General features: G+C 63.6%; 19 protein-coding genes. 6 read left to right on the forward strand and 13 right to left on the reverse strand.

What is annotated here, in order from left to right:
* Positions 1 to 63 precede the first annotated feature (63 nt).
* The 10 genes from AC07N6_RS19945 to AC07N6_RS19990 all read right to left on the reverse strand — a co-directional run bounded on the left by AC07N6_RS19945 (position 64) and on the right by AC07N6_RS19990 (position 12,907).
* Positions 64 to 2,688: a motility hub landmark protein FimV gene (locus tag AC07N6_RS19945; RefSeq protein WP_494782155.1), complete on the reverse strand. Its 2,625-nt coding sequence runs from the start codon at positions 2,686 to 2,688 to the stop codon at positions 64 to 66.
* A gap of 512 nt (positions 2,689 to 3,200) precedes the next feature.
* Positions 3,201 to 4,313 (reverse strand): aspartate-semialdehyde dehydrogenase, encoded by a 1,113-nt coding sequence (gene asd, locus AC07N6_RS19950; RefSeq protein WP_494782156.1) that lies wholly within the window; start codon positions 4,311 to 4,313, stop codon positions 3,201 to 3,203.
* Positions 4,314 to 4,420: 107 nt separating this feature from the next.
* On the reverse strand, positions 4,421 to 5,491 hold the full coding sequence (gene leuB / locus AC07N6_RS19955; RefSeq protein WP_494782157.1) for a 3-isopropylmalate dehydrogenase: 1,071 nt from the start codon (positions 5,489 to 5,491) through the stop codon (positions 4,421 to 4,423).
* An 89-nt stretch (positions 5,492 to 5,580) separates the two neighbouring features.
* A complete protein-coding gene (leuD, locus tag AC07N6_RS19960; RefSeq protein WP_494782158.1) occupies positions 5,581 to 6,228 on the reverse strand; it encodes a 3-isopropylmalate dehydratase small subunit in 648 nt (215 codons plus the stop codon).
* A gap of 102 nt (positions 6,229 to 6,330) precedes the next feature.
* A complete protein-coding gene (locus AC07N6_RS19965) occupies positions 6,331 to 6,462 on the reverse strand; it encodes an entericidin A/B family lipoprotein (protein WP_494782159.1) in 132 nt (43 codons plus the stop codon).
* Between the two features lie 22 nt (positions 6,463 to 6,484).
* Positions 6,485 to 7,885, reverse strand: a complete 1,401-nt coding sequence (gene leuC / locus AC07N6_RS19970) for a 3-isopropylmalate dehydratase large subunit (protein ID WP_494782160.1) — start codon at positions 7,883 to 7,885, stop codon at positions 6,485 to 6,487.
* Between the two features lie 234 nt (positions 7,886 to 8,119).
* Positions 8,120 to 8,914 (reverse strand): M48 family metallopeptidase, encoded by a 795-nt coding sequence (locus tag AC07N6_RS19975; RefSeq protein WP_494782246.1) that lies wholly within the window; start codon positions 8,912 to 8,914, stop codon positions 8,120 to 8,122.
* 232 nt (positions 8,915 to 9,146) lie between these two features.
* Positions 9,147 to 10,235 carry a chorismate synthase gene (aroC, locus tag AC07N6_RS19980; RefSeq protein ID WP_494782161.1) on the reverse strand — a complete coding sequence of 363 codons (1,089 nt, stop codon included), beginning with the start codon at positions 10,233 to 10,235 and terminating at the stop codon, positions 9,147 to 9,149.
* A 113-nt stretch (positions 10,236 to 10,348) separates the two neighbouring features.
* Positions 10,349 to 12,238, reverse strand: coding sequence for an MFS transporter (locus AC07N6_RS19985; RefSeq protein WP_494782162.1), 1,890 nt, complete (start codon positions 12,236 to 12,238; stop codon positions 10,349 to 10,351).
* 213 nt (positions 12,239 to 12,451) lie between these two features.
* Entirely contained in the window at positions 12,452 to 12,907 is a 456-nt protein-coding gene (locus AC07N6_RS19990) for a CBS domain-containing protein (protein ID WP_141912943.1), read from the reverse strand.
* 231 nt (positions 12,908 to 13,138) lie between these two features.
* Between AC07N6_RS19990 and AC07N6_RS19995 the strand changes: the two genes are divergently transcribed.
* Complete coding sequence (locus AC07N6_RS19995; RefSeq protein WP_494782247.1) at positions 13,139 to 13,459, forward strand: Mpo1-like protein; 321 nt, start codon at positions 13,139 to 13,141, stop codon at positions 13,457 to 13,459.
* A 35-nt stretch (positions 13,460 to 13,494) separates the two neighbouring features.
* On the opposite strand, the gene AC07N6_RS20000 is transcribed toward AC07N6_RS19995, so the two are convergent.
* The gene (locus tag AC07N6_RS20000) at positions 13,495 to 14,847 is read right to left on the reverse strand and encodes a YihY family inner membrane protein (protein WP_494782248.1); all 1,353 of its coding nucleotides are present in this window, start codon (positions 14,845 to 14,847) and stop codon (positions 13,495 to 13,497) included.
* A gap of 459 nt (positions 14,848 to 15,306) precedes the next feature.
* On the opposite strand from AC07N6_RS20000, the gene AC07N6_RS20005 reads away from it, so the two are divergent.
* From AC07N6_RS20005 to AC07N6_RS20020, 4 genes are all read left to right on the forward strand, one after another.
* Positions 15,307 to 16,380, forward strand: a complete 1,074-nt coding sequence (locus AC07N6_RS20005) for a branched-chain amino acid ABC transporter substrate-binding protein (RefSeq protein WP_494782163.1) — start codon at positions 15,307 to 15,309, stop codon at positions 16,378 to 16,380.
* Positions 16,381 to 16,463: 83 nt separating this feature from the next.
* Positions 16,464 to 17,102 carry an NAD(P)H:quinone oxidoreductase gene (gene wrbA, locus AC07N6_RS20010; protein ID WP_494782164.1) on the forward strand — a complete coding sequence of 213 codons (639 nt, stop codon included), beginning with the start codon at positions 16,464 to 16,466 and terminating at the stop codon, positions 17,100 to 17,102.
* Entirely contained in the window at positions 17,099 to 17,503 is a 405-nt protein-coding gene (locus tag AC07N6_RS20015) for a DUF2069 domain-containing protein (RefSeq protein ID WP_494782165.1), read from the forward strand. The genes wrbA and AC07N6_RS20015 overlap by 4 nt, the downstream gene beginning before the upstream one ends.
* Positions 17,504 to 17,584: 81 nt before the next feature.
* A complete protein-coding gene (locus tag AC07N6_RS20020) occupies positions 17,585 to 18,991 on the forward strand; it encodes an FAD-binding oxidoreductase (protein ID WP_494782166.1) in 1,407 nt (468 codons plus the stop codon).
* A gap of 12 nt (positions 18,992 to 19,003) precedes the next feature.
* Here AC07N6_RS20020 and AC07N6_RS20025 read toward each other — a convergent pair whose 3' ends face one another.
* Positions 19,004 to 21,097: a putative bifunctional diguanylate cyclase/phosphodiesterase gene (locus tag AC07N6_RS20025; RefSeq protein WP_494782167.1), complete on the reverse strand. Its 2,094-nt coding sequence runs from the start codon at positions 21,095 to 21,097 to the stop codon at positions 19,004 to 19,006.
* Between the two features lie 420 nt (positions 21,098 to 21,517).
* Between AC07N6_RS20025 and AC07N6_RS20030 the strand changes: the two genes are divergently transcribed.
* Complete coding sequence (locus AC07N6_RS20030; RefSeq protein ID WP_494782169.1) at positions 21,518 to 22,822, forward strand: phospholipase A; 1,305 nt, start codon at positions 21,518 to 21,520, stop codon at positions 22,820 to 22,822.
* A 112-nt stretch (positions 22,823 to 22,934) separates the two neighbouring features.
* Here AC07N6_RS20030 and gorA read toward each other — a convergent pair whose 3' ends face one another.
* The gene (gorA, locus tag AC07N6_RS20035; protein ID WP_494782170.1) at positions 22,935 to 24,311 is read right to left on the reverse strand and encodes a glutathione-disulfide reductase; all 1,377 of its coding nucleotides are present in this window, start codon (positions 24,309 to 24,311) and stop codon (positions 22,935 to 22,937) included.
* Positions 24,312 to 24,448: the final 137 nt, after the last annotated feature.

Here is a 24,448-nt window from a genome sequence, read left to right on the forward strand (position 1 = left end):
GCGAGGTGCCCGCGAGATGGGGCTATTGTAATCGTTCGAAGAACCCGAACAGGCCCCAAGGACTCAGGCCAGCTTCGACAGCATGTCCTTGGCCCGCGCCACCTGGGCGTCGTTGCCGCCGCGCGTGACTTCTTCCAGCAATTCGCGCGCGCCTTCCTTGTCGCCGATCTCCTGATACGCAGCCGCCAGATCCAGCTTGGTCGTCATCTCCGCCTCGAAAGCCGATTCTTCATCCTCTTCCAGCAGGTTGGCCGACGACGGCGCCGGGGACTCGGCCGGCAGATCCAGGTCGAGGTCGGCCAGGCTCATGGCCGGCTTGGCATCATCGCCGCTGTCGAGCAAGGATGAGGCGGAAGTCGATGCGGGCAGGATCGGTTCGTTGTCGTCCGGCTTGGCGCCATTCTCCAAGTCCAGGTCGAAATCGATGCCCTTGCCCAGGTCGACCGCCGGCATGGCCGCGGATGGCTGGATCTCGGCGCCCTTGAAGTCGCTGAGGTCGAACTCCATGCCCGGCTCTTCCGGCTCGGGCGCCGCCGGCTCTTCGGGCGTGCCGCCGTACAGGGGATTGGTCGGATCGAGCACGATGCCCAGGCTGGCGGCCTTGCCCCATGCCTCATTCAGGCCGCCGCTCAGTTGATGCAGGTCGAGGGCAACCTTGTTGAAACTGTCCACGTCCTGGCGCTTGGCATAGATTTCCAGCAGCTTGGAATGCAGCGCCTGGCGTTCCGGCTGCGTCTGCAAGGCCAGCTTGAGGATATCCTCGGCCTGCTCGTCGCGGCCGTAAGCGATGTACATGTCAGCCTCGGCGATCGGATCGACCGGGCCTTCTTCCTCGGCCGCCGCTGCTTCAGCCGCTGGCTCCTCTGCCACGGCTGGCGGCTCTTGCTCGACGGCAGCTTCATCAGCCTCAGCGACAGCCGCCGCTACGGGCGCAGGTGTGAGTACGGGCGCAGGCTCTGGCTCCGCGGACTCTTCCGCCACGGGCTCTTCCGCCTTCTTCTTGCGGCGGCGCACGCCGGCCACGCCCAGTGCCGCAACCAGCAACGCGGCGGCGCCCCCGACACCGGCGAGGATGTACGGGTTCTCCCGCACACTGTCGATGAAGCCGGACTTGGACGCCGGCTTGGCAGGCGCCGGGACGGCTGGCGTTGCCGGGGCCGGGGCGGCCGGAGCCGGCGCCGCCGCAGGCTCGGCCGGTTTCTCGTCAGGCTTGGCAGGGTCCGAGGCCGGTGCGGCCTTGGCGGCATCGGCCGGCTTCTGCTGCTCGCTCAGGTCGGCGATGGCCTTGTTCTTCATCTCCAGCAGTTTCTGGAGATCGCCGACGTTCTTCTCAAGCTCCTTGACGCGGTCATTGGCCTCCGACAGCGCGCGCTCCGCCGCCGCCTTCTCTTCGGCCGAACCGGCATTGCCGGTGCTGCCCTTGCGGCCGTTGGCGCGCGACAGTTCCAGCCGGTCTTTGGCGGACGATGCGCCGGAACGCTCTTCCACACGGGTCGTGATCTTGCCGCTTCCGCTGCGGCGGTCGGCGCCAGGCTTGCCGGCAGGCGCGTTGGCAACCTGCGAGGCCAGCTTGTTGCGGTAGGCGTTGAAATCCTGCGCCTGCGCCACCACCATGCCGTGCGCTTCATCCTGGTCGACTGCCGACGCCGTCGGCTGGTCGGGGATCGCCAGGATGCGGTCGGCCCGCAGGCGATTGATGTTATTGCCCATGAACGCTTCCGGGTTGGCCCGGTACAGCGCAATCAGCATCTGGTCCAGCGAGACGTTGGCTTGCTTGTTGCGCAAGGCGATGCCGGCCAGGGTGTCGCCCTGTTTGACGCGGTAATCCGCGGCTTTGCCGGCGGCCGGCGCGGCGGCTGCCGGCCGTACCACTTCGCCCGACGCCGACCGCCCTGTCGCAACGGGAGCCGCCTCGGGGCTGGCAGACTCAGGCGTAGCGGCCGCAGACGCTTGCTGGCGGCGGATCAGTTCTTCGGCCAATGCCGACGGGGCCGCACGCTGGACAATCGTGGTGGCGGGCTCTTCGCCGCTGACCGGAATCCGCGCGCCCGCCGCTGGCGCTGGCGCGGGCGTTACGGCAGGCGCCGGGGTTGCGGTTGGACTTGAAACCGGAGCCGCTGCCGGAGCAGTTGCGGCCGGGGCCGGCGCCACCTGCTGCAGCGCCGGCGACGGCGCTTCAGATGCCGCTGACGGCGCCGGTTCGCTCTTGGCCGCCGGCGCGCCCGGGGTCAGCGGTGCAACCTGGGCGTTACGCGGCGTCTTGCTGTCGGCGGGGTCGAGCAGGAAAGTGTATTCGCGCACCAGCTTTGAATTGCCGGCGGACAGCTCCAGCAGCAGGTCGACAAACGGGTCGCTGACCGGCTGCGACGAGCTGATGCGAATGAAATGGCGTCCCTGGCGCTGTTCGACAGCGAAACTCAGCGACGACAGGACCGGGTTGTAATCGACGTTGGCGTGGCTGAATGCATCGGCCGATGCCAGCTTGGCCGAGAGCTTGCCCACTTCGTCGGCGCTCACCGAGGTGACTTCGATCTCGGCGTGCAGCGGCTGGCCCAGGGAGGACAACACGGTCAGCTTGCCCAGGCTGGCGGCATGCGCCCCCAGCGGGATGGCCAATGCCAGCGCCAGCGCAGCGCTGAGTTTCTTGATCTGGGACAGGGGAAGCTTCTTGTTTGTATTCAGAGGCATGTTTTATATGGCGTAGAGAAACGTTCCGCGAAGAACCCGTCACGCTCTTGTTCAATCAAATGGAAGCGGTGATTGGGGCATGTTGCCGCCCGGATCCCGGATGTTGCGCCGGTTCCGGCTCTGCTCTGTGCCCATCGGCCGCCCCACCGGGGAGCATGCCTCTCGCTGGGGCCGAAGAGTCAGGCTTCAGACCCATTTCATCAACTCCAGCAAATTCAGCCTGTTGGCCTGCCGGCATCAGCAATGGCACCAGCGATCTTGATGGGGCCATCCCGCCGGCATGCGAGCCACATTTTGTTGGCTTTCATGAAATGAATTTAGATTTTCAACTTATCATCAAGAACTTACACCCGCAAGTGTAACCAAGTTCTCAAGACGAGAAAAACCCGCCAGCCACCACTTGCATGGTCACTGGCGGGCTATTGTTGCAGACTGACAACGATGTAGGCAAGTCCTAAACGCATCAGACCCGCCTATCCGGCCGACCGCAACGGGCCGGCCGCCGGGCAAACCTAGTTCAGGTTGCCCAGGATGATGCGCAGCATGCGGCGCAGCGGTTCGGCCGCGCCCCACAGCAGTTGGTCGCCGATCACGAAGGCCGAGATGTATTCCGGCCCCTGGTTCAGCTTGCGCACGCGGCCCACGCCGATTTCCAGGCCGCCGGTGATGGCTGCCGGGGTCAGTTCCTTGACCGTGGCCGGACGCTCGTTCGGCACCCATTTCACCCACTGGTTGCCGGCGCGGATAATCGATTCGATGTCCGACAGCGGCAGGTCACGCTTCAGCTTGATGGTCAGCGCCAGGCTGTGGCAACGCATCGCGCCGATACGCACGCACAGGCCATCAACCGGGATCACTTTCTCGTTGCCGAGGATCTTGTTGACTTCGGCCTGGCCCTTCCACTCTTCCTTGGACTGGCCGTTTTCCAGCTGCGCGTCGATCCAGGGGATCAGGCCGCCGGCCAGCGGCGCGCCGAAGAACTCGGTCGGCACGTCTTCGCGGATGGTCTTGGCGACCTTGCGGTCGATGTCCAGGATGGCCGACGAGGGGGTGGCCAACTCATCGGCCACCGCCGCATTGATCACGCCCATGCCCTTCAACAGCTCGCGCATGTGGTTGGCGCCGCCGCCGGAAGCCGCCTGGTAGGTCATGGAACTGACCCACTCGACCAAACCTTCCTTGAACAGGCCGCCCACGCCCATCAGCAGGATGGAGTTGGTGCAGTTGCCGCCGATGTAATTCTTGACGCCCTTGGCCAGCGCATCCTTGATCACATTGTTGTTGACCGGATCCAGCACGATCACCGCATCATCCTTCATGCGCAGGGTCGACGCCGCATCGATCCAGTAACCGTCCCAGCCGGCCGCGCGCAGCTTGGGGAAGATCTCGGTGGTGTAGTCGCCGCCCTGCGCGGTAATAATGATGTCGCATTTTTTCAGCTCTTCAATGCTGTTGGCGTCTTTCAGCGTCGTTGCCGTTTTGGCGAACGACGGCGCTTTGCCGCCTGCATTCGAGGTCGAGAAAAATACCGGTTCGATGTGATCGAAATCACCCTCGTCCTGCATGCGTTGCATCAGGACCGAACCCACCATTCCACGCCAGCCAACTAAACCAACCAGTTTCATCATCTTTCCCTATTAGTAAATCCTAGAACTTCCATGGTTATCAACGTCGATTGAACACATTTGCCGGACCATCCGGCGAGCAACCCGCCTCGCGGCGGGATTGTCCTTTAGCCAAGCGCCTTGACCACGGCCTCGCCCATCTGCTGGGTATTGACCTTGGTGGTGCCTGCTTCATAAATATCGGCGGTGCGCAGGCCTTGCGCAAGCACTTTCTTCACCGCGTTCTCGATACGGTCGGCCTGTTCGGCGCGGTTCAGCGAGAAACGCAACATCATCGCCGCCGACAGGATGGTCGCCAGCGGATTGGCGATGCCCTTGCCGGCGATGTCGGGCGCCGAGCCGTGCGACGGTTCGTACAGGCCCTTGTTATTGGCATCCAGCGAAGCCGAGGGCAGCATGCCGATGGAACCGGTCAGCATGGCCGCGGCGTCGGACAGGATGTCGCCGAACATGTTGCCGGTGACGATCACGTCGAAATTCTTCGGCGCCTTGACCAGTTGCATCGCGGCATTGTCAACGTACATGTGCGACAGCTCGACCTCCGGATATTCCTTGCCGACTTCGGTCACGATGTCCTTCCAGAACTGGAAGGTTTCCAGCACGTTGGCCTTGTCCACGCTGCACAGGCGACGGCCGCGCTTGGCCGCGGCCTGGAAGGCCACATGCGCGATGCGGCGGATTTCCGGTTCGGAATAGCGCATTGTATCGAATCCTTCGCGCGCGCCCTTGAACGGACCGTCCGGCGCTTCGCGCATGCCGCGCGGCTGGCCGAAATAGATGTCGCCGTTGAGTTCGCGCACGATCAGGATGTCGAGGTTGGCCACCAGTTCGGGCTTGAGCGAAGAAGCGCCGGTCAGTTCCGGATAGCAGATCGCTGGACGGAAGTTGGCGAACAGTTGCAGATGCTTGCGCAGGCCCAGGATGGCCTGTTCCGGGCGCAGTGCGCGCTCGAGCTTGTCGTACTTCCAGTCGCCGACCGCGCCGAACAGGATGGCGTCGGCTTCCTTGGCCAGCTTGAGGGTGCCGTCCGGCAGCGGATGGCCATGCGCCTCGTAGCCGGCGCCGCCGACGGGTGCGGTTTCCATCTCGAACTTTTCGCCCAGCGAATTCAGGACGCGCACGGCCTGGTCGACGATTTCGGGACCGATGCCGTCACCCGGCAGGATTGCAATCTTCATGGCACTCTCTTTTCTCAAGATGGTTCAAAGGTTATGAATGACAAGGGCGGTCATCTGACCGCCCTGCTTTGCTGTACTTCCTACGATCCTCAGATCGTGTTGCTCAGCCAGGGCTGTTCGTGCAGGTGTTTCTCTTCGTAGGCACGAATGGTGTCCGATTTGCGTAGGGTCAGGCCGATGTCGTCGAAACCGTTGATCAGGCAGTACTTGCGGAACTCGCTGATCTCGAACGGGAAGGCCTGGCTGCCGTTGGTGGTGGTCACGACCTGCTTTTCCAGGTCGATGACCAGGCGATAGCCCGGGAAAGCCTTCACTTCGTTGAACAAATGATCGATCTGCTGCTCCGGCAGGATGATGGGCAGCAAACCGTTCTTGTAGCAGTTATTGAAGAAGATGTCCGCGAAGCTGGGCGCGATCACGGCGCGAAAGCCGTATTGGTCCAGCGCCCACGGCGCATGCTCGCGCGAGGAGCCGCAGCCGAAGTTCTTGCGCGCCAGCAGGATCGAGGCGCCCTGGTAGCGCTCCTGGTTCAGCACGAAATCGGGGTTGAGCGGGCGCCTGGAATTGTCCATGCCCGGCTCGCCGTGGTCGAGGTACCGCCATTCGTCGAACAGGTTGGGGCCGAAGCCGCTGCGCTTGATCGACTTCAGGAACTGCTTCGGGATGATCGCATCGGTGTCGACGTTGGCGCGATCGAGCGGTGCAACCAAGCCGTCATGGACGATAAATTTATTCATGGCACTGAGTCGGCGCGGCATGCACAAACGGCAACCGCGCCCTTCCTATTTGCTGTTCAACTGTTGGCCGCTCCGACATGGCGTGCGGAGCGGTTTTTCCTGTTACTTCTTGCTGGCGTCCTGCATCTTTTCACCGACGGTCTGCACATCCTTGCCGATACCATCGACGGTATTGCAAGCGGTCAACGAACCGAACGCGGCAAACAGCAGGAACAGGGCGGAGATTTTTTTCATGGTTTTCTCTCTCAATGACAGGTTACAGGGAACGGACATCGACAAAATGCCCCGCGATGCCTGCCGCAGCAGCCATCGCCGGACTCACAAGGTGGGTGCGGCCGCCGGCGCCCTGGCGGCCTTCGAAGTTGCGGTTCGAGGTCGAGGCGCAGCGTTCGCCCGGTTCCAGGCGGTCGGCGTTCATGGCCAGGCACATCGAGCAACCCGGCTCGCGCCATTCGAAACCCGCATCCTTGAAAATCTTGTCCAGGCCTTCACGCTCGGCCTGCTCCTTGACCAGGCCGGAGCCCGGCACCACCATCGCCAACTTGACGTTGGAGGCGCGGAATTTGCCGCGCACCACCGATGCCGCTTCGCGCAGGTCTTCGATGCGCGAGTTGGTGCAGGAGCCGATGAACACCTTGTCGATGCGGATATCCTCGATCGGGGTATTGGGCTTCAAGGCCATGTAGGCCAGCGCCTTTTCCATGCCGTCGCGCTTGGTCGGATCCTTTTCCTTGTCGGGGTCCGGCACGCGCGCGTCGACCGACACCACCATCTCGGGCGATGTGCCCCAGGTGACTTGCGGCTTGATGTCGGCGGCGTTGAGCATGACCACCATGTCGAACTTGGCGCCCGGATCGGAATGCAGCGAACGCCAGTAGCTGACGGCACGCTCCCAGTGCGGGCCCGAAGGCGAATACGGACGGCCTTTCAGGTAATGCATCGTGGTGTCGTCGAAAGCCACCATGCCGGCGCGCGCGCCGGCCTCGATGGCCATGTTGCACACCGTCATGCGGCCTTCCATCGACAGCGAACGCATGGTCGAACCGGCGAATTCAATCGCGTAGCCGGTGCCGCCGGCGGTGCCGATCTTGCCGATCACGGCCAGCACGATATCCTTGGCGGTGACGCCGGCCGGCAGCGCGCCGTCGACCTGCACCAGCATGGCTTTGGACTTGCGCGCCAGCAGCGTCTGCGTGGCCAGCACATGCTCCACCTCGGAAGTGCCGATGCCATGCGCCAGCGCGGCGAAGGCGCCGTGGGTGGAGGTGTGCGAGTCGCCGCAGACCACCGTCATGCCCGGCAGCGTGGCGCCCTGTTCAGGGCCGATCACGTGCACGATGCCCTGGCGCTTGTCGTTCATGCCGAAATACGTCAGGTTGTATTCCTTGGCATTGTCGTCCAGGGTCTCGACCTGCAGGCGGGAGATGGGATCGGCGATGCCGTGCGCCCGGTCTGTCGTGGGGACGTTGTGGTCCGCCACCATCAGGTTGGCCGAATTACGCCAGGGTTGACGTCCGGCTAGCTTTAAGCCTTCGAAGGCTTGCGGGCTGGTCACCTCGTGGAGCAGATGGCGGTCGATATACAGGATGGCGGTACCGTCATCTTCCGTATGAACGACGTGCGACTCCCAGAGTTTGTCGTAAAGCGTCTTGAGCATGTTGCAGTCCTGCAAAGGGCACTGAGCGTTGAAAATAGCATTTGATTATGCCATAAAGCGACAGGTCTTACCCTTCCTGGTGCGTTTTCCGGCGCGCGGCAACAACGGTCAATAATGCTGCGAAGCAGCAATAAAAACGCAGAAGAAGCGGCGCATACGAAAAGAACGGCATTTCCGGCAGCGGATTCCGGTTTTAGTCACTAAAGCCTAAAGCCCTCTACTCCACTCCGCCGCTCAGCGCGTCTTGCGGGTCTGCTGGTACAAGGGCTCGACGCGTTGCGCGTACACCGTGAGGTCGGCGATGCGATCCGCGCTGGAGGGGTGGGTCGACAGGAACTTCATCGGTTCCTCGCCGCCCAGCTTCGCCATCTTCTGCCACAAGCTCACCGCCGCCTTGGGATCGTAGCCGGCGCGCGCCGCCAGTTCGACGCCGATACGGTCGGCCTCGGTCTCATTGGCGCGCGAATTGGGCAGCCCCATCAACCCCATGTAGGCGTATTGGGCGCTTTGCTGGCCGAAATCGCCAAGGCCCAGCAAGGCCGCGCCGAGGGAGATCGCCGAATTGGCCACCGCCTGCTGCGAAGCGCGTTCGCGCGCATGCTCGCGCAATGCGTGGGCGATCTCATGGCCCATGACCGCGGCCAGTTCGTCATCGCTGATATTGAGCTGGTCGATCAGGCCGCTGTAGACCGCGATCTTCCCGCCGGGCATGCACCAGGCGTTGGCTTCGTCCGAGGCCAGCACGTTGACTTCCCATTTCCATTGCAGCGCATCCTGGCGGAACACCCCGGTCTGCGGGATCAGGCGATTGGCGACCGCCCTCACGCGCTGCGTCTGCGCGGCGTTGCGGTTCAATTTGCCCTGCTCCCGGGCTTGAGCCAGCACTTGCGCATACTCCTTGCCGGAGGCTGCCTCCATCTCCTGCGACGACACCAGCATCTGCTGCTTGCGGTCGATGCCGACGGCGCCGCCCTGGGTGGTTTGCACTGTCTCGCAAGCGACCAGCCCTGCCAATGCCACGGCCAGCATGCTGTTTTTCAATACCGGTTTGATGAGCGCCACGCCTGCCTCCGTTGGATTTGATATTTGATGTCGGAAAGGGATGCCTGGCTGCGATGATACGCCTTGGCCACGATTTGCCACACCCCTCCCCGGCCGATTTCAGGTGAGCGGTTCGACCAACGATGACGGCAACTGGTTCGCAAAAAAACAAAGCCGGCGATCGCTTGGCGATGGCCGGCCTGCTTTCGAAAAAAATCGATCAGCGCAATTGCGGCGTATCGACCTTGACGTCGCCGCATTGCGCGCGATGGCGCAGGGCATGGTCCATCAGCACCAGCGCCAGCATGGCCTCGGCGATGGGGGTGGCGCGGATGCCCACGCAAGGATCGTGGCGGCCGAAGGTTTCCACCGCGATCGGGTTGCCGGCCTTGTCGATGGACGGGCGCGGGGTGCGGATGCTGGAAGTCGGCTTGATGGCGATCGAGGCCGTGATGTCCTGGCCGGTGGAAATGCCGCCCAGCACGCCGCCGGCATTGTTGCCGACGAAGCCTTGCGGCGTCAGCGCATCCCCATGCGCCGAACCCTTCTGCGTCACCGAGCGGAAACCGGCGCCGATCTCCACGCCCTTGACCGCGTTGATGCCCATCAACGCATAGGCGATCTCGGCGTCGAGCTTGTCGTACAGCGGCTCGCCCAGGCCGACCGGCACGTTCTGCGCGACCACGTCGATGCGCGCGCCGATGGAGTCGCCTTCCTTGCGCAAGGCATCCATGTACTCTTCCAGTTGCGGCACGATGCCGGCATTGGCGGCGAAGAATGCATTGTTGGGCACATGCTCCCAGGATTCGAACGGGATCGCGATCTCGCCCAACTGGCTCATGCAGCCCTTGAAGGTGGTGCCGTATTTCTCGAACAGCCACTTCTTGGCGATCGCGGCCGCGCCCACCACCGGCGCCGTCAGGCGCGCCGACGAGCGGCCGCCGCCGCGCGGGTCGCGGATGCCGTACTTGTGCCAGTAGGTGTAGTCGGCGTGGCCGGGGCGGAAAGTGTCGAGGATGTTGCCGTAATCCTTGCTGCGCTGGTCCTGGTTGCGGATCAGCAGCGCAATCGGCGTGCCGGTGGTCTTGCCCTCGAACACGCCGGACAGGATCTCGACCGTATCCGGCTCCTGGCGCTGGGTCACATGGCGCGAGGTGCCGGGACGGCGACGGTCCAGCTCGGGCTGGATGTCGGCCTCGGACAGCGCCATTCCCGGCGGGCAGCCGTCAACCACGCAGCCGATGGCCGGGCCGTGGGATTCGCCGAAATTGGTGACCGTGAAGAGAGTGCCAAAGGTATTGCCGGACATGATTCTTGATCGCAGTGGACGCGCAGTGGACGGAGTAAGGGGTCGATTCTACCAGCGTCCGGGCCGGGCGGCGAGCGGCTGGCTTGCCGGCGCCGCCCCACGGCATGCGCCGCTTACTTCCACTGCCCGCGCAATTCCGCCACTTTCTGTTGCAGCAACTCCGGCGTTGCCTGCTCCGCCGGCACCGCCTCCCCCACCACCAGTTCCAGCCGCGAGAACAGGCCGCGCTTGAAAGAGCGCGCGAAGGGATTGCCGCTGTCGCGCGACAGCAGGCTGCCCCACAGGCCGCGCAAGGCCATCGGCAATACCGGCGCCGGCGTGCGCGCGAGGATCTTCTGCACGCCGCCGCGGAAAGGATTGATCTCGCCGTCGCGGGTCAGCTTGCCTTCCGGGAAAATGCAGACCAGTTCGCCCTCATGCAATGCCTGGGCGATATCGACAAAGGCCTTCTCGGTCAGCCACGGGTCTTCCTTGAGCGGCGCGATCGGTATCGCGCGGGCGGTGCGAAACACCCAGGACAAGAGCGGGATCTTGAAGATCTTGTGGTCCATCACGAAACGGATCGGACGCGGGCTGGCCGCCATGATGACGATGGCATCCACATAACTGACGTGGTTGCACACGATCACGCCGGCGCCATGTGCGCTGATCGCCTGGCCGTTGGCGATGCGCACCCGGTAGAAGGTGTGGATCAGCAGCCAGGCCAGGAAACGCATCAGGAATTCCGGCACCAGCGAGAAGATATAGATCGCCACCACCGCATTCAGGATCGCAGTCACCAGGAAGATCTCGGGGATGCTCAGGCCGGCCTTCAACAGCACCATCGCCACCAGCGCCGCCACCACCATGAACAGCGCATTCATGATGTTCATGCCGGCGATGGTGCGCGAGACGTGGGCCGGGTCGCAGCGCGTCTGGATCAGCGCGAACAATGGCACGATGTAGAGCCCGCCGAACACGCCGATGCCCAGGCAATCGACCAGGATGTGCCAGCTGCCGCCCTGCGCCAGGAAGCCGGCGACATCGACCGCCGCGCCCGGCGTCGCATAGCCGCGGCTGGCCAGGTAGAGATCCACGCCGAACACCGACAGGCCGATGGAACCGAACGGCACCAGGCCGATTTCCACCTTGTGGCCGGACAGGCGTTCGCACAGCAGCGAACCTGCGCCGATGCCGACCGAGAACACCGCCAGCAGCAGCACGAACACGCTATGGTCGCCATGCAGGTAATTCTTCGCGTAGAGCGGGAACTGCGCCAGCATGATGGCGCCGTAAAACCAGAACCATGAGTTGCCCAGCAGCGCCAGGAACACCGGCCGGTTGCGGCGCGAAAAGCCGATGTTGCGCACGGTCTCGGTGAACGGGTTCCAGTTGACCTTCAACTCGGGCACGGGCGCCGGCGAGTGCGGGATGCCCAGGCTGGCCAGCCAGCCCAGCACGGCGATGCCCAGCGTCACGCCGGCCACCAGCTCCAGCCCCCAGGGCTTATGCACCACCAGCACCGCCCCCAGGATTTCGCCCAGCAGGATGCCGACGAACGTCCCCATCTCGATCACGCCGTTGCCGCCGATCAGTTCCTCGCGCTTCAACTGCTGCGGCAGGTAGGCGTATTTCACCGGCCCGAAGATGGTCGAGTGGATGCCCATGCCGACCACCGCCGCCACCAGCAGCCAGAGATGATGGGTCATCCAGCCATACGCGGCCACGGCCATGATGGCGATTTCCAGCAACTTCACGAAACGCGCCACGCGCCCCTTCTCCAGCTTGTCGGCCAACTGGCCGGCGGTGGCGGAGAACAGGAAGAACGGCAGGATGAACAGGCCGGGAATGAGGTTGTTGAGCAGCCCGGTATCCAGGTCGGTCCACGACAGCGCGTCGTAGGTCAGGATGGTCAGCAGCGCGGTCTTGAAAACGTTGTCGTTGAGCGCGCCGAGGAACTGGGTCCAGAAGAAAGGAGCGAAACGTCGCTGGGCCAACAAGGCGAACTGGCTATTCTTTTGCATGGAGAGGTCGGTGGCTGTATTCGGATGGATGGCGACGCTGGAACGAGGCGCAACAGGCAATAAAAAACCGTTCCCCGGGGAACGGTCTCGATCTGGCCTGGCGGGGCCGGGCCGACATATGCCGGCCGGATTCCGCCATCGCCTCGTCCCTGCCGCCAGGCAGGCCCCAGTATAACGGAGCCGCCATCATGGCCGGGCTGCGCCGGACTTGGCTCAGGTGTTGTTCTCTTCGTGCTCGGCCGGCCAGTCGCGGATGTAGGCCTTGAGCATCTTGTTCTCGAAGCCTTGCGCGTCCAACACCGCCTTGGCCACGTCGTAGAAGGACATCACGCCCAGCACGGTGCGCGCCTCCATCACCGGCACGTAGCGCGCGTGCTTTTCCAGCATGATGCGGCGCACTTCGTTGAGGTCGGTGTCGGGGGTGACGGTAATGGGCGCATCGTTCATGTGCTTGCGCACGGTCGACGAACCCAGCGCGCCGCCGCTCTTGTGCAGCGTCATCAATACCTCGCGGAAGGTCAGCATGCCGACCAAGTCGCCGTACTCCATCACCACCAGGGAACCGATGTCTTTCTCCGCCATCGCGGCGACCGCCTCCTGAATCGGGGTTTCGGGCGTGACGGTGAACAGAATGTTGCCTTTGACCTTGAGGATTTCAGAGACTTTCATGATGTCATCCTAAATTTATATTGTGCTGTTTTGACTGTAGCCGATGGTGCCTGAAAAATCCAATTCGCGCAGGCAACATGCGCATGGCCATGCGCCCCTTCGGCGCAAACACCATGGTACGGGCAAGGGCGCGGTTTCGGCAACCGGCAATCACGCTGCTTTGCAACTATTTCATTGAATATCCGACACGCGCTGGCTAAGCTGAAAGCATCAGGACTCTGGGAGATCGATGTGTCCAGCGCGCTGCCCGACCGGGAATATGCCAGCTTCAACGACTTCTATCCGACATACCTGAGCGAACACTCGCATCGGGTCAATCGCCAACTGCATTTCCTCGGCTCGACGCTGGCCTTGCTGAGCCTGATGCTGTTGCTGATCACCCATCAATGGTGGTGGTTGCCGGTCGCCATCGTCTGCGGCTACGGCTTTGCCTGGATTGGCCATTTCATGGTCGAGAAAAACCAGCCGGCCACTTTTCGCCATCCCTTGTATTCGTTCATCGGCGACTGGACCATGTACTGGCAAATGCTGACCGGGCAGGTTTCCTTCTGAGAACACCTTCTGAGTACCGCTGCGTCGGCCCGGCGCTAGCGCTCCCACATCTTGCGCCGCTCTTCCAGCGGCACCGCGGCATAAGGGGCAGGCGCGGCGCTGGCCGTGGCCATGAGCTTTTGCTGCGCCGCTTCCGGTGCGCTGCAATATTCGTCCAGCGACTGCGCCAGCGCGGCTTCGATCGCCGTTTCCACACGCGTGGCCAATGCGCCCTCCTCGCCCGCCTGGACCAGCACCGAGGCGTCGAATACGAACAGGCGATAGACCTGCGCCAGCGTCAATCCGCACGGATTGGCCACCAGCGCCCAGCGATCCATGCCATCGACGATGCGCTTGTTCCATGATGCCTTGCGGGAGATTTCCGGCCGGATCGAGGCGACCCAGCCGGCTTCCTCCATCTTGCGCAGCAGGTCGTGCAATTCGCCCAGGCCGAGCCTGGTGGCGCGCCTGACCTCCCCCATGTCGACCACCGCGGTTTCCTCGCCGGCGCGCGCGGCGTGCAGGAACTTGAGGATCTTGACCGCATCGATGAACTCCGCCCCCGGCGACGACACATGCCACCAGCGTTCATAGCGCACCACCGGCAGCGCCGCCGTCAGCAGCGCCCCCAGCAGCGTGATCATCCACATCATGTAGATCCACAGCAGGAAAATCGGCAGCACGGCCACCGCGCCGTACACCATCGTGTAAGTGGGGAACTTGAGGATATAGATCGCGAACAGCCGCTTGGCGATTTCCACCCCGACCGCCGCCAGCAAGCCGCCGGCCAGCGCATCGCGCCAGTCCACGGTCCGGTTGGGCACCGTGCTGTAGAGCAAGGTATACGCCACCGTCGACAGCATCAGCGACACCAGCGTGTAGAAGCTTGCGCCCAGCCAGGGCAGGCTCTTGACGGCGCCGCCGGTGGCCGTGGACAGGAACGAGGTCACGCTGATCGACACCCCGATCAGCAACGGCCCCAGCGTGATGATGGCCCAGTACACCAGCACGCGCTGCACCAGCGGGCGCGATTTCTTGACGCGCCAGATCTGGTTGAACACGCTTTCGATGGTCGACATGGTCATCACCGAAGTCAGGATCAGCGCCACCGCGCCCAATGCCGACAGGCGCGCCGACTTCGAGGCGAACTGGTTGAGGTAGCCCAGGATGGTGTTGGCCACGCCCTTGGGCATCAGGTTCTCGACGAAATACGCCTCCAGCGAAGCGCGGAAGGTGGAGAACAGCGGAAAGGCGGTAAACAGCGCTAATGCGATCGTCAGCATCGGCACCAGCGAGAGGATGGTGGTGAAGGTCAGGCTGCCGGCCACTTGCGGCAAGCGGTCCTCGCCCAGCCGGCTCGCGGCGAAGCGAAACAGATCGCGCAACTGCTGACGGCTCAAACCACGCATATGGGTCAGGGAAAAACGGAAAGAAGACATCGGATCGGTTCACTTCAAATGCAAGGAGCGCAAGGAGACCTCCTCACATGCCCACTGGTTCCTGCCGGCCGGATTGCCATCGGCCGCATCGGCCATGACGCCAGCCATGCTTAGACCGATCGGCAGGATCAATCCAACCTGGCCCAGATGGGCCTGAAAATTGGATTATCGCCAATATTTCTTCATTTTCCGAACTTTTAGCGAAAAGTTTTCAACAAAAGACCCATCGATCAACTTAATGTCGACTAAACTTTTTCAAGGGACATCAACAGCATCGCAAGCCGGGGCAACGTCTCCTGGCATCGGCGGCAACGGCAATCTTTTCGGGGGGATTTCCACATGCGTCACATCATCGGAATGTTACTTGCCGCCCTCCTCTTGGCGTCTGCGGGCCAACCTGCCGCGGCAGCGCCAGCCCATGAAGCGAACGTGGCGTACATCGGCTTCGCCTGCGCGCTGTCGAGCCCGGTCGAAGCCTCTGTGCGCATTGGCAGGAGCATGGCCAACGCGGCGCAGCTCGCCGTCGACGCCGCCAACCGCCAGAAGATCAAGATCGACGGCAAGGAAATCACCTTCGAACTGATCACCCAGAATGACAATTCCGACCTGCGCACCGCGCCGATCGTCGCCGAGTATTTTGTCAAACGCGGCGTGATCGGCGTCATCGGCCACGGCAATTCCGGCACCAGCATGGCCGCCTCAGCCATCTACAGCCGCGCCGGCATACCACAACTGGCGCCCTCCGCAAGCAGCCGCGCCTACACGCAGCAGGGCTTCCAGACCACCTTCAGGATGGTCGGCAATACCGAGAAAGGCGGCAAATACCTGGGCGAATACGCGGTCAAAACCGCCGGCCTCAAGCGCATTGCCGTGATCGACAATGGCATCGCCTCCGGGCGCGCGTTCGCCGAAACGTTCGCGCAAGCGGTGCGCGCGCAAGGCGCCGACATCACCAGCCATGACTCGGTCAGCTACAAGACCTCGGATTTCAGCAGCGTCCTCAACGCGGCCAGGAATAACAATCCCGACGCCATCTTCTGGGGCGGCCTGTACGACCAGGCGGTCATGCTGGCGCAAGCCATGCAGCGCCTCAACATCAATGTCCCGCTCATCAGCGGCGCCAATAGCATCATCAGCCCGCGCTTCCCGAAACAGGCCGGGACGGTGACCAACCAGATCATCTCGCTCGAAGCCAGCCAGCCGATCGAAAAGCTCAAGGGCTGGAAAAGCTTCCAACGCAGCTACGAGGAAGAATTCGGCAGTTATATCGACCCGTATGCGCCGCTGGCCTACGACGCGGCTCAGGTATTGATCGCGGCGGTCAAACAGGCCAATTCGCTGGCGCCGGACAAGATCACCGCGGCATTGCACAGCATCCGCTTCAACGGCCTTACCGGCCCGATCGCGTTCAACGGCGAGGGCGACCTGGTGGCGCCGGTGTTCAGCATCTACGCGCTGCGCAACCAGCAATGGCAGTTGTTGCAGGTCATCGACGGAAAATAGCAGCGGCGCGGCTCGCCTTTGGCGACTGCGCCATCCGCTCCCCATGGATGGCAAGCGGAAAAAACGGAAATATAATAAGTTGCATGAACCTCGCACATTCCCCCTCCGCCTCCGTCAACACCAACGCCACCATCCTGGTGCTGTATTACTCGCGCCATGGCGCCACCCGCAAGCTGGCCGAACTGATCGCCCAGGGCGTGGAAAGCGTGCCGGGCTGCGATGCCCGCCTGCGCACGGTGCCGGCGGTATCGACGGTGGCCGAAGCGGTGGAACCGGATGTGCCCGCCAGCGGCGCCCCTTATGTGGAAGTCGCCGACCTGGAACAATGCGACGGCCTGGCGCTGGGTTCGCCCACGCGCTTTGGCAACATGGCCGCGGCGATGAAGTATTTCTGGGACGGCACCGCCCCGCAGTGGCTCTCCGGCGCGCTGTCCGGCAAGCCGGCCGGCGTGTTCACCTCCACCGGCAGCATGCACGGCGGCCAGGAGTCCACCCTGCTGTCGATGATGATCCCCTTGCTGCATCATGGCATGCTGATCGTCGGCCTGCCCTATACTCATCCTGAACTGATGAATACCAACAGCGGCGGCACCCCTTACGGCGCCAGTCACTGGGCGGGCGTCAACGGCAACCAGCCGCTGTCGGACGACTCGCGGGCCCTGGCAATCGCACTGGGCAAACGGCTGGCAGAAACCGCCAAACAATTACGGAGACCATCATGAGCAGCTCTCAGGCACACATTGCACGCTATTTCCATGCTGGCGCCATCGTCAGCCTGATTTCCCTGATCCTGTTGTGCGTGGCCTGGGAACTGGCGCTGGCGCCGCTGCGTCCGGGCGGCTCCTGGATGGTGCTCAAGGTGATCCCCCTGCTGCTGCCGCTGCGCGGCGTATTGAAACGCGATGTCTACACCATGCAATGGTCGTCGATGCTGATCCTGGTCTACCTGGCCGAAGGCCTGGTGCGCGCCACCAGCGACGCCTCGCACACGTCGGCGCTGCTGGGCTGGGTCGAAGTCGCGCTGTCATCCGCCTACTTCCTGTGCGCCCTGCTCTACCTGCATCCGTTCAAGAAAGCGGCCCGGGAAATCGCCCGCCAGGCGATCCAGAAAGCCTCGCAATAAGCTTTCCCGGCCCTGTGCTGCCCCGCGCCCTGCCCGGCGCGGGCCCCATCCATACAGGCGGGCATGCGCCCGCGTCGCGCGATGAATCCATTCCTGCAAGCCTGCCGCGCCGCCATCGGCGCGGCGCATGTCCTCACTGAAACCCACGACACCGCCGGCTACCTGACCGACCAGCGCGGCCGTTTCACCGGCCGTGCGGTGGCGGTACTGCGCCCGGCAGACACCGCCGAGGTGGTAGCCATCGTCAAGCTGTGCGCGCAGCATCGCGTGCCGCTGGTGCCGCAAGGCGGCAACACCGGCCTGGTGCTGGGCAGCGTGCCCGACCGGCAAGGCAACGCCGCCGTGCTGTCGACCAGACGCCTGAACCGCGTGCGCGCCGTCGATCCGGTCAACAACACCATGACGGTCGAAGCCGGCTGCATCCTGCAGCACATCCAGCAGGAAGCGGCGGCCGCCGGCCGGCTGTTTCCGCTGTCGCTGGCCGCCGAAGGCAGCTGCACCATCGGCGGCAACCTCTCCACCAATGCCGGCGGCACCGGCGTACTGCGCTATGGCAATAGCCGCGAACTATGCCTCGGGCTGGAAGTGGTCACGGCGCAAGGCGAGCTGATGAGCAGCCTGCGCGGCCTGCGCAAGGACAACACCGGCTACGACCTGCGCGACCTGTTCATCGGCGCCGAGGGCACCTTGGGCGTGATCACGGCCGCGGTACTGAAGCTGTTCCCGCAGCCGCGCGCGCAAGTCACCGCCCTGGCCGCGCTGAAGACGCCGGCGCAGGCGCTGCAATTGCTGGACCTGGCGCAATCGCATTGCGGCCCGGCGCTGACCGGCTTCGAGCTGATGTCGGATTTTTGCCTGCAACTGGTGTGCAAGCACTTCCCCGAGCAGCGCCTGCCCTTCGCCCGGCGCCACGCCCAATACGTGCTGCTGGAATTGTCGGACAGCGAATCGGAAGAACACGCCCGCGCCATGTTCGAAGAAGTCATCGGCCACGCGCTGGAACGGCAATGGATCGACGACGCCGTCATCGCCGCATCGATCGCGCAATCAAAAGCGCTATGGCAGTTGCGCGAAAATATTTCGATGGCCCAGGCCCACGAAGGCAAGAACATCAAGCATGACATCTCGGTGCCGATCTCGCGCATCGCCGAATTCATCGAAGTCACCGACACGCTGGTGCAGCAGGCCTCGCCCGCCTGCCGCATGGTGACCTTCGGCCATCTCGGCGACGGCAACCTGCATTACAACGTCTCGCCGCCGCCCGGCATGGCCGATGCCGACTTCATCGGCCAGCAGCATGCCATCAACCTGGTGGTGCATGACAGCGTCGACCGTTTCGGCGGCTCCATCTCGGCTGAACACGGGCTCGGCGCGCTCAAGCGCGAAGAGATCACGCGCTACAAGTCGCCGGTCGAACTGCAACTGATGCGCGCCATCAAAACCGCGCTGGATCCGCACAACCTGATGAATCCGGGCAAGGTCATCTGAGCTGGCGCGCCGTCAGGCTTGGCGCGCGGCCGCCTGTTGCGGTTCGATTGCCTGCAGGAATTGTTCCGGCGGCACCGGGCGCCCCATCAGGTAGCCCTGCAGCGCATCGCAGCCGACCGAGGTGAGGAACGCCTGCTGCACTTCGGTTTCCACTCCTTCGGCCACGATGCGCAAGTTGAGCGTGCGCCCCAGCGCCACGATGGCCGAAACGATGGCCGCATCCTCGGTGCCGGCCGACAGGTCGCGGACGAAGCCGCGGTCGATCTTGAGTTCGTTGGCCGGCAAGCGCTTAAGATACAACAGGCTGGAATAACCGGTGCCGAAATCGTCGATGGAGATATCCACGCCCAGGTCGGCGATCTTCTGCAGCGTCTGCATGCTGGATGCGGTGTCGTGCATGGCGGTCGATTCGGTCACCTCAAGCGTGAGGCAATGCGGCGGCAACTGGTGCTTGTCCAGCATCGCCCGCACCACGTCGAGCAGTTGCGGATCGTTGAACTGCAACGCCGACAGGTTGACCGCGATCTTCCAGTCCCGGTAGCCGAGCGTGCGCCACTCGCGCATCTGGCGGCAGGCCTCGTCGAGCACCCAGGCGCCGATCGGGATGATCAGGCCGGAACGTTCAGCCAGCGCGATGAAGTCGTCCGGGCCGACCATGCCATGCACCGGATGCTGCCAGCGCAGCAGCGCCTCGGCGCCGATCACGGGGCCATGCGGCGACGTGAACTTGGGCTGATACACCAGGAAGAATTGCCCGCGCTCCAGCGCTACGCGCAAGTCCTGCAGCCATTGCAGCTGGTTGTGCGCATTGGCGTTCATCGACGGTTCGAAGAAGTTGTAGCCGTTGCGGCCGCTGCGCTTGGTGTGGTACATGGCGGCGTCGGCATTGATCACCAGGTCATGGCGCGTGTCGCCGTCATCCGGGTAGATGGCGATGCCGATACTGGCCGAGACGCGCAGCTCGTGCTTTTCCACGGCAAAGGGCTGGTTGACGACCTCGACCAGCTTCTCGGCGACCGGCATGGCGTCGTCCGGCTGGCCCAGCTCCACCAGGATCACGAACTCGTCGCCGCCCAAGCGCGCCACCGTGTCGTGCGCGCGCATGGCATTGTTCAGGCGCTGCGCCACCTCGACCAGCAAGCGGTCGCCGATATGGTGGCCGAGCGAGTCGTTGATGGACTTGAAACCGTCCAGATCCATGAACATCAGCGCGAAGCAGCCTTTGCTGCGCGAGGCCTTGTTGATGGCCTGGGTCAGGCGGTCTTCCAGCAGCGTACGGTTGGGCAACTTGGTCAGGTGGTCGTGCAGCACCATCTGGGTCAGTTCCTCGTTGGCTTCGGCCAGCGAACTGGCCAGCTTGGCGGTGCGCGACTCGAGGCGGGCATCCAGCACCGACGTCAGCAACGCGATGGTCAACACGGCCAGCGTCACCACGATGATCAGGATCGCCAGCCAGCCGGGGCTGACGCCTTCGCGGGCGGCCAGGCAGATCGAATCGCCCGGGAAATTGGCGGCCGCCATGCCGGTGTAATGCATGCCGACGATGGCCACGCCCATCACCACCGAGGCGGCGGCGCGGGCCGCTTTCACATGCGGCGTGTTGCGGCGCAGGCGAAAGGCGATCCACAAGGCCGCGGCCGACGCCACGATCGCGATGGACAGGGACGCGACGAACAACAGCGGGTCGTATTCGATGCCGGGACTCATGCGCATGGCCGCCATGCCGGTGTAATGCATGCAGGCGATGCCGATGCCCATCAGCAGCGCGCTACTGAACAGCCGGCGCCACGGCAGCTGCGGCCGCGTGGCGATCCACAGCGCATAGCCGGACACGGCAATGGCGATCGCCAGCGACAGGGTGGTGATCCAGGGGTCGTAGCCCAGCAGGATCGGCAAGCGGAAAGCCAGCATGCCGATAAAATGCATCGACCAGATGCCGATGCCCATCGCCACCGCGCCGCCGGCCAGCCACATGCGCGCGGCCATGGCATGCTGGTTGTTGGTGGTATTGATGCGTTCGGCCATATCCAGCGCCGTATACGAGGCGAGGATGGCAACGAACAACGAAACGGCAACCAAAAGGCTGTCGTAGGATGCGCTTAACATGGCAGTGGGCGATGCGTATCAGAACGTCTGGTTTTCGGGATAACGACAACGCCGCTGACGGCCTTTCCGCCGCGGCTGGCGTTCGGTTTTCCCATCCCGACGGGGAAAAAACGCCTGCATCACAACTACGCTGGACGAGTATCACGGCGAGCGTATAAGGCGCGCCATTCTGCCACAATCAGGAAATACCCTTACAAAATTATAATTTTAGCAATATTCCCGACCTGCATATCGCCTGCGTGGCGCCTCCTGCCGCACATGCCGCGACTTTATTGCGCCTGGCCGATCTTTTGACGGCCCGCAAGGCCTTTACAAGCATCAAGAATCTCCCGATCCTTCAGCATCGGCGCAATTGAATTGCGCGCAAAACATGGCGGCCGTTTAACGGCCGGCATCGAGACCAACTTTTTCAAGGACAACATGCGCCGTTCCCTTCGCCCCAGACAACCGGCTCCATTCAAGCTTGCGCTCCCCCTGGCCCGGGTATTGCGCGCCGCCCCGCTGCTGGCTTTGTTCCCGGCCATCGCACATGCCGGGATCTCCCTGCTCCAGCCGCCCCGGCAGGTGGATGCCCGCCAGCCGCTGGAACTGACGCTGCTGGTCAGCGCAGACGATGAGGGCGGACACACCTACCGGCTGCCGGGAACCATCATGGTGTCTGCCTCGGCCGACATGATTGCGCCGATGCAGATCCCGCTGGTGCGCGAGGCAAGCCATGCCGGCAATGACAATAATGGCGGCAATGACGGCAATGGCGACGAGAGCGCCCTCACGCTGCGGCAAGGGGAATTCCGCAAGATCCGTTATCGCGGCATGTTGCCCGAACGCTTGCGGGGCATGGTGCGCATCGAACCCATCGGCATCGATGCCTCGCCGGCGCTGGTGATGGTGGTGCGCCCCGCGCCCGGCCAGCCCCCGCTGGCGCCCGCCCCGGCGCTGGCCGATGCCGCGCCGATGCCGGGCGCCGCTACCCCGGCCGGCGCGCCGGCGGCCCTGGACATCCTGGACAGTACCCGCCTGTCGTTCAACGAACCGATCTATTTCGTGGCCGGCAACAGCGGCGGCGACGCCAGCGCCAAGTTCCAATTGAGCTTCAAGTTCCGCCTGTTCATGCCGGACGATCCGCGCTCGCGCGGCCTGCTCGACAATCTCTATTTCGGCTACACCCAATTCTCGCTGTGGGACCTGTCCGCGCCGTCGGCGCCATTTCGCGACACCAACTATCGCCCCAGCCTGTTCTACTACCTGCCCGATACCGGCCTTGGCAACGGCTTCGTCAGCCGCATCGCCCTGGCCACAGGCCTGGAACACGAATCCAACGGCCGCGACGGCGCCGAGTCGCGCAGCGTGAATACCTACTTCATCCAACCCACCTTCAGCTTCGGGAACCTCAACGACTACCATCTGACGGTTGCCCCCAAGGCCTACGCCAGCCTCGGCCCGAGCAGCGACAATCCCGACCTCGGCGACTACCGCGGCCATGTCGACCTGAAGCTGGCCTACGGCAAGCCGGACGGCTGGAAATTCGCCACCACCCTGCGCAAGGGTCAGCGCGGCAACCACGGCAGCGCCGATACCCAGATCTCCTATCCCTTGTCGCGCCTGATCCCGGGCACCGCCGGCTTCCTGGTGGCGAGCTATTTCTACGGCTACGGGGAAAGCCTGCTGACCTACAACCGGAAGGAGCATCCGCAATTCCGCATCGGCTACGCGCTGTGGCGCTGACGGCCCATAGGTCTTCTGCCTGAGGCCTGTAAAGGAAAACGGGGATGACATCGTCATCCCCGTTTTCCATGGCGCGGCGCAATCGCCTTTATCAACCGACTTTATCAACCGCCTATGCGGCCGGCGTGCGCATGGTCACGAATTCCTCGGCAGACGTCGGGTGGATGCCGATGGTCATGTCGAACTGCGCCTTGGTGGCGCCGCATTGCAAGGCCACGGCAAACCCCTGGACGATCTCGCCGGCCTCGCCGCCGACCATATGCACGCCCAGTACGCGATCGCTGCCGGCATCCACCACCAGCTTCATGAAGGTGCGTTCGGTATTGCGCGAAAGGGTATGTTTCAGCGGCTTGAACTCGGTCTTGAAGATCTTCACCTGGCCCACTTCCTTGCGCGCCTGTTCCTCGCTCAAGCCGACGGTGCCGATGTTGGGATGGCTGAACACCGCGGTCGGGATGTTCTGGTAAGACATCACCCGCTCGCCATTGCCGAACAGGCGCGACACCACCGCCATCGCCTCGGCCAGCGCCACCGGCGTCAGCGCCACGCGGTCGATCACGTCGCCCACGGCGAGGATCGAGGGCACGCTGCTTTCAAAATTCTCGTTGACCTTGACGGCGCCATTCTTTTCCAGCGCCACGCCGGCCTTCTCCAGGCCCAGCCTCGAGGTGTTGGGCCTGCGGCCGGTGGCGAACAGCACGCACTCGGCCTGCAGCGCATCGCCATTGGACAGGCGCACGGTCTTGGCCGCATGCTCGCCGGCCTGCGCTGCATCGACTGCCTCCACCGCCTCGATGTTGACATTGAACACCAGCCGGATGCCCTTCTTGGCCATCTCGTCGGCCAGGAACGCGCCGAGGTCGGCATCCATCGTGCGCAACAGGCGCTGGCCGCGGTAGACCAGCGTGACCTCGCTGCCCAGGCCGTTGAGGATGGACGCCAACTCCACCGCGATGTAGCCGCCGCCCAGCACTACCGCCCGCTTGGGCAAGGCCGTCAGATGGAAGAAATCGTCGGAGGTGATGCCGAACTCCTTGCCCGGGATATCCGGGCGTTCGGGATGGCCGCCGGTGGCCACCAGGATATGCCTGGCGGTGAAACGCCGGCCATCGACGTTGACCGTGTGCGCATCCTCGACGCTGGCGAAGCCGCGGTGCAGCGCCACGTTGGCGCCGTCCAGCAGGCGCTTGTAGATATCGTTCAGGTGCGCGATCTCGCGGTCCTTGTTGGCGATCAGCGTGTTCCAGTCGAAGCCGGGCGGCGCATCCAGGCGCCAGCCGTAGCCGGCCGCATCGCTGAAATCGCTGTGGTAATGCGCGCTGTAGGACATCAGTTTCTTGGGGATGCAACCGACATTGACGCAGGTGCCGCCGAGGTCGCCGCTCTCGGCGATCGCCACGCGGGCTCCCGCTTGTCCGGCAAAACGCGCGGCGCGCACGCCGCCGGAACCGCCGCCGATGGTAAACAGGTCGTAATCGTATTGGCTCATCGTTTCTCCATTCGCATGGCTTACTAGTTGTATTGGCTGCCTGTGATGATGCGAGCGGCGCGCCTAAGGCTACGCTGCACAAGTCCCCGTAATGTGACGCTCCCGGTTTGGGATGGGATGCAAGGCGCAAACCACAG

It is taken from the genome of Herbaspirillum sp. GW821-FHT09A12 (assembly GCF_059418325.1).

Excerpts from the sequence above, each read along its gene's own strand:
- leuD (WP_494782158.1), bottom strand. The coding sequence starts at position 6,228 with ATGAATAAATTTATCGTCCATGACGGCTTGGTTGCACCGCTCGATCGC.
- aroC (WP_494782161.1), bottom strand. The coding sequence starts at position 10,235 with ATGTCCGGCAATACCTTTGGCACTCTCTTCACGGTCACCAATTTCGGC.
- AC07N6_RS20025 (WP_494782167.1), bottom strand. The coding sequence starts at position 21,097 with ATGTTAAGCGCATCCTACGACAGCCTTTTGGTTGCCGTTTCGTTGTTC.
- AC07N6_RS20030 (WP_494782169.1), top strand. The coding sequence starts at position 21,518 with ATGCGCCGTTCCCTTCGCCCCAGACAACCGGCTCCATTCAAGCTTGCG.
- AC07N6_RS20020 (WP_494782166.1), top strand. The coding sequence starts at position 17,585 with ATGAATCCATTCCTGCAAGCCTGCCGCGCCGCCATCGGCGCGGCGCAT.
- AC07N6_RS19990 (WP_141912943.1), bottom strand. The coding sequence starts at position 12,907 with ATGAAAGTCTCTGAAATCCTCAAGGTCAAAGGCAACATTCTGTTCACC.
- AC07N6_RS19985 (WP_494782162.1), bottom strand. The coding sequence starts at position 12,238 with ATGCAAAAGAATAGCCAGTTCGCCTTGTTGGCCCAGCGACGTTTCGCT.
- AC07N6_RS19965 (WP_494782159.1), bottom strand. The coding sequence starts at position 6,462 with ATGAAAAAAATCTCCGCCCTGTTCCTGCTGTTTGCCGCGTTCGGTTCG.
- AC07N6_RS20000 (WP_494782248.1), bottom strand. The coding sequence starts at position 14,847 with ATGCGTGGTTTGAGCCGTCAGCAGTTGCGCGATCTGTTTCGCTTCGCC.
- AC07N6_RS19945 (WP_494782155.1), bottom strand. The coding sequence starts at position 2,688 with ATGCCTCTGAATACAAACAAGAAGCTTCCCCTGTCCCAGATCAAGAAA.
- gorA (WP_494782170.1), bottom strand. The coding sequence starts at position 24,311 with ATGAGCCAATACGATTACGACCTGTTTACCATCGGCGGCGGTTCCGGC.
- AC07N6_RS19975 (WP_494782246.1), bottom strand. The coding sequence starts at position 8,914 with ATGCTGGCCGTGGCATTGGCAGGGCTGGTCGCTTGCGAGACAGTGCAA.
- leuC (WP_494782160.1), bottom strand. The coding sequence starts at position 7,885 with ATGCTCAAGACGCTTTACGACAAACTCTGGGAGTCGCACGTCGTTCAT.
- wrbA (WP_494782164.1), top strand. The coding sequence starts at position 16,464 with ATGAACCTCGCACATTCCCCCTCCGCCTCCGTCAACACCAACGCCACC.
- AC07N6_RS20015 (WP_494782165.1), top strand. The coding sequence starts at position 17,099 with ATGAGCAGCTCTCAGGCACACATTGCACGCTATTTCCATGCTGGCGCC.
- leuB (WP_494782157.1), bottom strand. The coding sequence starts at position 5,491 with ATGAAGATTGCAATCCTGCCGGGTGACGGCATCGGTCCCGAAATCGTC.
- asd (WP_494782156.1), bottom strand. The coding sequence starts at position 4,313 with ATGAAACTGGTTGGTTTAGTTGGCTGGCGTGGAATGGTGGGTTCGGTC.